13 protein-coding genes are annotated in these 8,356 nt (G+C 54.7%); 5 read left to right on the top strand and 8 right to left on the bottom strand.

Going from position 1 to position 8,356, the window contains the following annotated elements; genetic code table 11:
* Positions 1–258, top strand: a 258-nt coding sequence (locus HXY34_04010; protein ID NWF95287.1) for a hypothetical protein, incomplete at its 5' end; no start/stop codon positions are given.
* Positions 259–265: 7 nt separating this feature from the next.
* Here the strand turns inward: HXY34_04010 and HXY34_04005 are convergent.
* Together HXY34_04005 and HXY34_04000 are read right to left on the bottom strand one after the other, a co-directional pair.
* Entirely contained in the window at positions 266–826 is a 561-nt protein-coding gene (locus HXY34_04005; protein NWF95286.1) for a DNA-directed RNA polymerase subunit H, read from the bottom strand.
* Between the two features lie 77 nt (positions 827–903).
* Positions 904–1,023, bottom strand: a complete 120-nt coding sequence (locus tag HXY34_04000) for a desulfoferrodoxin FeS4 iron-binding domain-containing protein (protein NWF95285.1) — start codon at positions 1,021–1,023, stop codon at positions 904–906.
* 120 nt (positions 1,024–1,143) lie between these two features.
* On the opposite strand from HXY34_04000, the gene HXY34_03995 reads away from it, so the two are divergent.
* Together HXY34_03995 and HXY34_03990 are read left to right on the top strand one after the other, a co-directional pair.
* On the top strand, positions 1,144–2,010 hold the full coding sequence (locus tag HXY34_03995; GenBank protein ID NWF95284.1) for a DMT family transporter: 867 nt from the start codon (positions 1,144–1,146) through the stop codon (positions 2,008–2,010).
* Between the two features lie 74 nt (positions 2,011–2,084).
* The gene (locus HXY34_03990) at positions 2,085–2,534 is read left to right on the top strand and encodes a hypothetical protein (GenBank protein ID NWF95283.1); all 450 of its coding nucleotides are present in this window, start codon (positions 2,085–2,087) and stop codon (positions 2,532–2,534) included.
* A 12-nt stretch (positions 2,535–2,546) separates the two neighbouring features.
* Here HXY34_03990 and HXY34_03985 read toward each other — a convergent pair whose 3' ends face one another.
* Complete coding sequence (locus HXY34_03985) at positions 2,547–3,167, bottom strand: ribbon-helix-helix protein, CopG family (protein NWF95282.1); 621 nt, start codon at positions 3,165–3,167, stop codon at positions 2,547–2,549.
* A 218-nt stretch (positions 3,168–3,385) separates the two neighbouring features.
* Here HXY34_03985 and HXY34_03980 point away from each other — a divergent pair, with 218 nt between their 5' ends.
* Positions 3,386–3,682, top strand: coding sequence for a hypothetical protein (locus HXY34_03980; protein NWF95281.1), 297 nt, complete (start codon positions 3,386–3,388; stop codon positions 3,680–3,682).
* A 7-nt stretch (positions 3,683–3,689) separates the two neighbouring features.
* Here the strand turns inward: HXY34_03980 and HXY34_03975 are convergent, their stop codons facing one another.
* The 4 genes from HXY34_03975 to HXY34_03960 all read right to left on the bottom strand — a co-directional run bounded on the left by HXY34_03975 (position 3,690) and on the right by HXY34_03960 (position 7,588).
* On the bottom strand, positions 3,690–3,881 hold the full coding sequence (locus tag HXY34_03975; protein NWF95280.1) for a hypothetical protein: 192 nt from the start codon (positions 3,879–3,881) through the stop codon (positions 3,690–3,692).
* A gap of 150 nt (positions 3,882–4,031) precedes the next feature.
* Complete coding sequence (locus HXY34_03970; protein NWF95279.1) at positions 4,032–4,688, bottom strand: hypothetical protein; 657 nt, start codon at positions 4,686–4,688, stop codon at positions 4,032–4,034.
* A 56-nt stretch (positions 4,689–4,744) separates the two neighbouring features.
* Complete coding sequence (locus tag HXY34_03965; protein NWF95278.1) at positions 4,745–6,280, bottom strand: type II secretion system F family protein; 1,536 nt, start codon at positions 6,278–6,280, stop codon at positions 4,745–4,747.
* A 48-nt stretch (positions 6,281–6,328) separates the two neighbouring features.
* Entirely contained in the window at positions 6,329–7,588 is a 1,260-nt protein-coding gene (locus HXY34_03960) for a hypothetical protein (protein NWF95277.1), read from the bottom strand.
* Between the two features lie 176 nt (positions 7,589–7,764).
* Here HXY34_03960 and HXY34_03955 point away from each other — a divergent pair, with 176 nt between their 5' ends.
* A complete protein-coding gene (locus HXY34_03955; GenBank protein ID NWF95276.1) occupies positions 7,765–8,064 on the top strand; it encodes a transcriptional regulator in 300 nt (99 codons plus the stop codon).
* Between the two features lie 5 nt (positions 8,065–8,069).
* Here the strand turns inward: HXY34_03955 and HXY34_03950 are convergent, their stop codons facing one another.
* On the bottom strand, positions 8,070–8,285 hold the full coding sequence (locus tag HXY34_03950; GenBank protein ID NWF95275.1) for a hypothetical protein: 216 nt from the start codon (positions 8,283–8,285) through the stop codon (positions 8,070–8,072).
* Positions 8,286–8,356 lie beyond the last annotated feature (71 nt).

The following is an 8,356-nucleotide window of genomic DNA, read 5'->3' as shown; positions in this document are numbered from 1 at the left end:
GCCCTCTTCGTCTTTGCTTTCGTCGGTGCCATGCTCGGGTTCTGGTTCTTTGGTGTTGTCAACTACGGAGAGACCGCGTTCGCTCCTGGCGGGGTAGTCCTGTGGGTTCCGATGATACTGCTGGCTCTTGTGGGATCAGTCACTGCGACGCTTGTGGAACTCATAAGCCCAAAGGGGACAGACAACATCACACTGCCGTTTGCCAGTATGCTGGTGATGCTATTCGTAGGTCTGCAGTGGGGTCTCTTTGCTCTCTAGACCTGACCTATCTTGCACCGTCAACAACAAGACGATAATAGTATGCGACGCCCGCGGTCTTGCTCTTCCTCTCGATACGCAGGACCTGTCCGGGTCTGGCGCCTAGAAGTTTTGCCGCTGGGTCATCCCTCATTATCCTTGGCAGGTGCGGCCTCTTTATCCCATAGTGGTCAAGGACCATCTTGACCTCATCCTCAGATGCAATCACATGCTTGGGAACAAGCTCATGGTCGAACAGGTCGAAGCTGGAGTAGTTGCCTTCGACAAGCTCCACCTTCATTGCCTTTGCCTGCTTCTTGGCTGCTGGCGTGAACCTGCTGCCTCCGACCATCATTCCTTCCGCTGCTCCAGCCTCCTCCATACCTCGGGCAACATCCTTGACGGTTGCTACACCCACAACTCTTGGTTCCTTGAATATCCATACCACGAGTTTGCTGACTTCCTCGCCCTCTCTCTTCTCTGGCACCATCTCGTATCTGTCGTCGAACTCAAGATACTCGTCGAGAGTATACCCTCGCAGGCTAAGAAGCGTCCTCGTCTTTACTATGATGCTCGGTATCTCCACCATTGATGGCCACCCGGAAGAAGACTGCTGGGTTGCCCGCCAGTCGACTTATAAGGATTGCCAACTGGACGGTCTCGGTATCACTCCTCGTAGAGGCGCATCGGTCTGTTACAGCAGACCAGTGTTCCAGGTCCTGACTTCTTCACTTCAACAATCTGTCCACAGACATCACAGACGTATATGCCGCCTTCTTTCGCCATTGCTCATCACCATTGCATAGGTGTCTCGTGTTCTTTGTTCCCGTGCTTATCTGAGTGTTGGTCACTACTACTAGACTTAAGAAGCCAGCATCGCGATGCGCCGTGAGGCCTCACAGAATAATGCACCATCTTCGTGCAAGGGCGCTGCTTGTGATTGCATCCGCAATCTGGGGTTCCACTTTTGTAGTTGGTCGCGTGGTGCTACCATTTGTGAGTCCCGTGCTCATGGCCTTCACCGCGAACTCGTTAGGAGCTGTCGTGCTCCTCGCTGCGCTGTTGAGCCAAGAGCGACTGAGTGGCGTGTCGAGTGGATTCAGAAATCGTAAGACCCTTGCCTTGGGTACAGTAAACGGGCTGGCATACGCAGTCCAGTACATCGCCCTCGCAATAACCACCGCAAGCAAGACCGGGCTTCTTGTCAATCTTGGTACAGCATTCGTGCCCGTGTTCGCAGTACTTCTTCTGAGAGACAGGTTGGAGTCACGCAAGGTGATTGGCCTGATGGTCGGGGTCATAGGCGCGGCTGCAGTGTCAATGGGCGCTGGCACTGATACAGTGCAGAGCGGGCAGCTGCTTGGGGATCTCCTTGCTCTGGCGGCTGGACTGCTATGGGCACTGTGGATTGTGATCGCTCAGGACACCATGCACGAGCTTGGGAAACCCCTTAGAGTCGCGGCCCCAAATGCAATCTACACTGCTCTGGTACTTCTTCTGACGCTGGTGTTGTTTCCTGCGGACTGGGCACAGCTGGGACTGATTGAGTTTCAGGTCGCAGCAGTCTATCTGGGCGTGTTCTCGATTGGCCTCGCGACTGCGATGTACTACTCCGGGCTCAGAGACATGGGTGGTGTCACGTCTGCGACATACCTGATGCTCCAGTCATTAGTGGCATTTATGCTCGGTGTGTGTCTCCTGGCAGAGCCATTCACCTCGGTGATGCTTGTGGGTGCCTTCCTCGTGATTCTCTCCGTCTGGATTGTCCGGTGAATGTGACTGTGGCCTGCCGTAGTCAGTTGGGGATAGGCATTACGAAAGTACATATACACGAAGTGCGTTCAGTAGTGTACAGGCGCGAGGCGGTTGCGTTGGCCGGAATCACTAAAGGAATGGTTGCTGACATTCGAAAGAAGCCTGCAGTAGTACTCCCGCGGGACTTCTTCAACAACCCTGAGCTTGCCGATGTGAAGGCAGCGATGGTCATTCACTTCGAGAAGTCAGGCGAGATTAGGCTCTTCCCAATGATGAAGGAGAGCGGGGCACGGGTCCGTCTGGAGGTAGAGAAGGTGAATCCGGCGCTGATGCAGACCATGACATCACTGTTCAAGCAGTACGACTTGAAAGTCCTGTTCACCACTGGCTTCTGCTTTGAGCAGAATCGATGTGTCTACGAGGTATATTTCGCCGCGGATGGCATGGCTGAGAAAGAAGCGCAGATTCGCCGCACTATTGAAGGCATACCCGGTCTATTCAAGAGTGAGTTTGAGATTCTCACAAGGGGTGTAGAGTGGTAGGCTCTGTGCTGACTATCTCACAACGCGCAGCGCGATGTTGTCCTTGGCGTGAGTCTCGACCAGCTCGAGCTGAACCTTCATCAGTGCCTCAAGGTAGCCTCTGACGAACTGGGCAGGGTAGAATGGGCTGCCTACGACTACAAGGCCATCCTCGCTCATGTTCATTGCACCCCAGCCGTGAGCCTGAAGTAGACGCATCACAAGTTGTCTACTCGAAGGGTCCGCCGGATTCTTCCCATGGACGAGCCTTATCACATCCGCAATGGGCGACTGGCTTCCTGCAGTCCTTCCCATCTCGTATTGACTGGCTGGCGTCATGGTAGAGAAGAACAGCGAGGACTGCGTGTCTGACTCCATGACAACCCTGCAGTTGTTGACATAGATTCCTCTGTCATTCCATTTGTGTACTGTGAAGTCAATGAAATATCGGACAGCGTCCTCTATCAGCTGCGCACGTGATCGTGCTGCTCTGTCCTCGACGAGCCTGTCAATCTGGCTCACTACCGACTGACTCATAGTGACGCTGATTATCTTCTTCTTGTCCTGTGAGGAGCCACTCATAGCCTTGCGGCCTCGCTTGTGTCTTTTGTCTGTTGGTTCCTCTGAGGAGCTCTTATCTCCGCTGCGGGACATCGCTTCCTCACCTCTGAGCATCCGTTCCGAATCCTATTAGTCTATCGTAGACCGTACTCGGAATAGATAGTGTTAAAGCGTTTCTAGTATTAACTCTTTGGGAAAAGATACCGCTCCGGCCATCTTCCAGTTGACTGAAGCAAAGAAGCCATAAGTACACAATCATGCTTTTCTGTATGGGGCCTAGCCCTGAGCATGGCCCATGTGAGAGGTCGCCTTTGCAGTACTGTGAACTCTGGCTTGAGGTTGGTCGTACGGACGTGACTGGAGACACTTCCACTGAGGTGGTCTTTAGAGTCGTGCTGCTTGCACCGAATGGCATGGAAGTCCCAGCAGGCTTTGACAGAGACTTGGTGCAGGGTATGCTTCCCGACAAAGTGCACTACATCTCAAAGTGGGACGCGTCTATTGCCAAGGCCGAGACACAGATGAACGAGGCGGCCACATTCTACGGTTCCAGAGGCGTAAAGTTTCTGTTGTTCAGAGAGATCAGACCCATACGAGTGCCGGCTTGAGCGGACTTTAGCCGGGCGGGACTGTAGTATTGACCTGTTGGTAACCGTCAGAGAACAATCTGCTTAGCGGCTTCTTGCCAAGCCCTCTGCATGTGTGCCATCGTCTTGCTCCAGCAGCAATCCATATGGCCATCTCCTCCATTGCTCTATTGCCTGCGGAAGCGCTCCACCGTGCTGTGAAACCATCTCCGCCACTCATGCACACGTTCCGAGTGAAAATGCCGTCAGACCCCCACATTGTCGGGTGAAAGTCTGCACACACAAGGTGGTCTCGAGTTCTGAGTTGACCTGTATCACTCGAGGTGGAAAAAGAAGAAGAGAGGGGACTTGCCCCTCTTTAGATTAATGCCTACATTGGAGGCCAAGGCACGACGACGCCAACAAGAGCTGGTGCCAGTATCACAATCACACCGACAGCCATTGCGGCCAGGCCAATGATGACGCTCACAGGAGTGGCGGAGAAGACCTTGCCAATTAGCTGGATGATCTTGATTATCAAGCCACCCAACACATAGGCGACGGAGAAGACGACTAGGAAGATTACGATCATCCCCTTCAATGACACTACCTGCGTGGCTATGTCAGCAATCTGCTGGATGGGGTTACTGGTATATGGCTTCACGTAACCGTAGACTGTGAAGGTGACAAAGCCTGCCACACCAGCTGCGAAGAGCAGCGCTATTGGGAACTTCGACAGCAGACGCATTGACAGTGAGAAGCCAGTGATGATGAGCACAGCAGCTACGATGGTGGCTGTTGGATTCGTGGTATAGACAATATACCCAACGAGGATGTCCAACAGGCCAACGAAGAAGCCGACATATGTGCCTATGGCCACAACAACGTCGAAGATGTTGCGCAGCAACGGGATTGGGTCCGTCAGATTCTCAAGCAGCCAAGCGGCGGCGAGTATTCCCGAGCCAATCAGGAGCCAGCCGACGACCCACTCGTTCTGGAAGAACAGCATTATTTCACCAAGACTGAGATCAAAGATGCCTAGTTGCAACCTGCATACACTCCTTGGTCTAAACGGTGAAGACTGGCGCACACCATCTAAAAAACCTATGTTGGCCAGTTCCCCAGACCCAGCAATGCTGATGCGGTCACATATGAAGTCCAGAAGAGGAGCGCACAGACGAGCCCGAAAGCTCGTGGTCTTCTGCCACCTACCATAAGCGTGTTCTGATGGCCCGCACTATAAGTTATCACCACGAGAGTGACGAGAAGCGGAAGCATCTCCATGACATTGGTGGCGCCGGGGGTCCATGAAGGGCCCTGAGATAGGAGAGAGCCTATGTAGAGAAAGGGTGCCAGCGATGCCAGCAGTCCGAGAACCACCGCACTGGTGAGGGACAGCAGATAGACCTTGACTCTCTGTGCAGAGAGTATGGACTCTCTCTCTCTTGCGAGTGCCGAACGCCGAATCAGTTTCCCGGCCATCTTCACGATTCTCTCTCCAGCGTCGAGAGCGGACACCTCGGCCATAGCGGGTATCACCTTCATCATGCGTGAGACCCGTTCACCCAGTGCCATTTCAGACGCCCTGTTGAAAGCCGTCTGGACATCCTCATTGTGCGCGTATATCGAAGTAATCGCCATGTCCGCAAGTCTTTGGGACTCCGGTGCCAGCTCGTCACGTATCGCTGGCAGTGCCACCTCAAGAGTGTCTCCGGTCCTCATCCTCTCGCCTAGCAGCATGAGGAAGTTCAGGAACTCGTCGTACTCGGCCATGATCCTGCTCTGTGCGGGCGGTGCGACACCTCTCTCACGCGGCCTGTCAAAATACGACGCAAAGTCCCTTGAGAATCTCGTGCGCACGAATACACTGAGAATGACGAAGAGCGGTGCAACCACAATCACGAGCGGACTAGTAGCCATACCTGTGAGTGAGAGTGCAAGTGTGATGAGCATGGGGACGTAGGTTATCAGCGCAGACACTATTAGCAGGCGGCTCTCGAGTTCGAGGTTCTTCGAGCGCAGGGTCATGTCTGCCTCGTACGACTCGCCGGAGAGCAGGTCGAGGAGTTCCGTCTTCTGTTCGAGAGCAGATACTACTCCTGTAAGATACCTCCGAAGGTCCTCGGAAGGCTGACTGCGACCGAACTCGACTAGTGCCTCCTCGGGCGGCTTGCCCTGCTCGACATCTGCGAGGATCCGCCTGAACGCCGCAGAGAGGTACGGGTGGTCCGACTGAGCCACGAGTTCGATGGCGTCGAAGATGCTCCCACCTGACTGAAAGACGAGGATGAACTGCTCAAACATGATGTCCGACTCCTCTGAGAGCTGGACCTTGTAGCTGTTCATGAGGCTCACAGGATACAGTGTGACTCCGTAGTAGGACAGGACCGCAAGCATCAGTGACATTGGTACGGCTGCAGCGATGGAGAGACCGAGCAGCGTGAGTCCTATGGTGCCCACAAGGAACGCGATGACTGTGATGAGTCGCGAGGCTCCCGTCACACCCTCGACAGATATGACCATGAGCGGTCGCAGAAACACTGTTGCCTTGGACAGTTCTCTGTCGGCACCGGAGGCACGCGGTCTTGCTAATGGCCCGAGTCGTTCTCCGAGCCGACACAGTTGCTCATAGTGACCCATATTCGTGCGCTCCTCAATGTGCTGCAAGTCCTCCTCCTGAACAGCCCCCTAGAAAAACTCTGTCAGACGAGTCTGGGTTCCCAGAGACCGGTAGATGATGCTTTTCTCAAGGTAGCTTGCTACTGGGTTCCGCAGATGAGTTGCCAGGTCTTCTATTGCCTCCTCCGTGGTCGAGAAGCTCTTCCCTGATCCAGAGAGGGCTCTCCGAGCAATCTCACGGAAGCGCCACACTCCTAGTGGTACCCACCTCTTCGGGTCTATCTCCATGAACACAATGGCTGACGCCTGTCTGCGTTGTTCAGAGAGATATTCAAGCACTGGGAGACGTGTGGCGTAGTATGCTCCAACCACGGCCTTGGCGTATTCTTTGCGACCGTGTGTATACTCGTAGTCCGAGATGACGTGTGGCCTCGGACCTGTGAGCCAGCATTCCAGTGCCTCAAACTCCCACGGACCTGGGTTCATCAGTATGGCGACGGTGTTGCCCAGCGCGTGGTCCACAAAGAGCATTATGTCACTAACCCACTCATACTGGAGCACCTCTCGATGTAGTCGCCGGCCGATTATGTCATCCACAGCTGTTATGCTCCACTCCGTGGGTACAAGCTTCCGAGTTCGCTTCGTTCCGAGGAGACCAACAGAGAACAGGCGCGTCAGGTGCTGCTGACTGATACCCTCGCGGAAAAGGGTCATCACACCGGGCACCGCCTTCAGGTCAGTGTCGCTTGTGACTCGGTTAACGGCTTTGGGCACACTGGGATTGTCCTCGAGCTGGAAGCTGTGCAGTGGAGCCGAAGGGCCAATGGGAAGGGTCTTGCTGGAGATTATGGCAGTGAACTGCGGTCTCTTGAGCAGGGTGGCCTCAGATGCGGTCGGCGTCTCAGAGAGAGCCATGGTCTGTGTCTCAGCAAGCAGTCGTGGAGGGTCGATGGCCGCATCCACAGGAAGCGGTCTCTTGGTCCGTATGAGACTGAATCGCAAGGCCAGTATCTGGTCAAGGGTCTTGTCCAGCCACAGGTCTGGCCGTTCCATCAGGGCAGTCTCGCTTCCACGGACAGGAGGCACCAGTGGACCTGCCAAGACCTTCGGATAACCGTAGCTGCCTACGAACACAGATGGTGGAGAGGACCCCTCCAGACTGGTACCGGGTACCGCCTGTTCGATGTTGGCAATTGCCTTCGCCCTCATGACAAGCGGGCATGGCCGCACACCGCAGAGAGCTCTGTGTCCCATGCATACGGAACAGACCCGCTCGTCGTATGACATGTGTTTGTGAGCGGGAGTTGGGTCCAGCAGAAGCTGCGGCATGCGCTCAGCACCTCAAGAGTCTCTGGCTGCTATTCAGTAGAGATATGACTCGGCCAGATAAAGACCTGCTGCATATGACAGTCAAAAGGCCGCTTCTCGGAGTCACCGAGATGACACCTCGACCAGCAAGCATTAAGCAGAGTGACGGCGTGTGCGTGTGTGTGGGTGTTACTATCATGGCCACTCGTAGAGAACAGATCCTAGAGATGCTGGAACGGACTTCCGTCCCTCTCACTGTACAGGACATATGTAACGCCCTCGACCTCGATGACCCCCGGGTTGTGTCTGAGGATCTTGGGCATATTGCCAAGTCGATTAGGAGTCAGGGGAGGGAGCTGGTTGCTCGTCCCGCACAGTGCAACAAGTGCGGATTCGTCTTCTCTGATAGAGCAACCGTCAAGAAGCCCTCCCGGTGTCCGAAGTGTAAGTCCGAGTGGATACAGCCCCCCGGCTATCTCATCAGAGTCCGCAGATGAGACATCTAGTCTTCGAACTTGACCACGCGCTTCACGTCTGCCCCCTCATGTCTGACATGGGACACTCTGGTGACAACAAAGTCAGAAAGCCCGTACTCAGCCTCTTCAACGAACCCATGCACTATCACGCGCATCCCCACTCTTGGCAGGAATCTCTGTGCTTCCATCACCGCGGATGATAGACTCACGTCGTATGTCTTGCCTTCGTCATCCTGTACCACAATCCGAGTTGTGCCATACCACCTAGTACTGCTGATACGAGTCGTCGTGCTACGACCGACCTCTCGGATGG

The sequence above is a fragment of the Candidatus Thorarchaeota archaeon genome, assembly GCA_013388835.1.
Lineage (GTDB): Archaea > Asgardarchaeota > Thorarchaeia > Thorarchaeales > Thorarchaeaceae > JACAEL01.
This window is presented reverse-complemented; position numbering and strand designations above follow the sequence as displayed.

What these genes read in the sequence shown, in the direction of transcription:
- HXY34_03985 (NWF95282.1), bottom strand. Translation starts at nt 3,167, where the DNA reads ATGTCCCGCAGCGGAGATAAGAGCTCCTCAGAGGAACCAACAGACAAA.
- HXY34_03995 (NWF95284.1), top strand. Translation starts at nt 1,144, where the DNA reads ATGCACCATCTTCGTGCAAGGGCGCTGCTTGTGATTGCATCCGCAATC.
- HXY34_04005 (NWF95286.1), bottom strand. Translation starts at nt 826, where the DNA reads ATGGTGGAGATACCGAGCATCATAGTAAAGACGAGGACGCTTCTTAGC.
- HXY34_03960 (NWF95277.1), bottom strand. Translation starts at nt 7,588, where the DNA reads ATGCCGCAGCTTCTGCTGGACCCAACTCCCGCTCACAAACACATGTCA.
- HXY34_03975 (NWF95280.1), bottom strand. Translation starts at nt 3,881, where the DNA reads ATGAGTGGCGGAGATGGTTTCACAGCACGGTGGAGCGCTTCCGCAGGC.
- HXY34_03955 (NWF95276.1), top strand. Translation starts at nt 7,765, where the DNA reads ATGGCCACTCGTAGAGAACAGATCCTAGAGATGCTGGAACGGACTTCC.
- HXY34_04000 (NWF95285.1), bottom strand. Translation starts at nt 1,023, where the DNA reads ATGGCGAAAGAAGGCGGCATATACGTCTGTGATGTCTGTGGACAGATT.
- HXY34_03965 (NWF95278.1), bottom strand. Translation starts at nt 6,280, where the DNA reads ATGGGTCACTATGAGCAACTGTGTCGGCTCGGAGAACGACTCGGGCCA.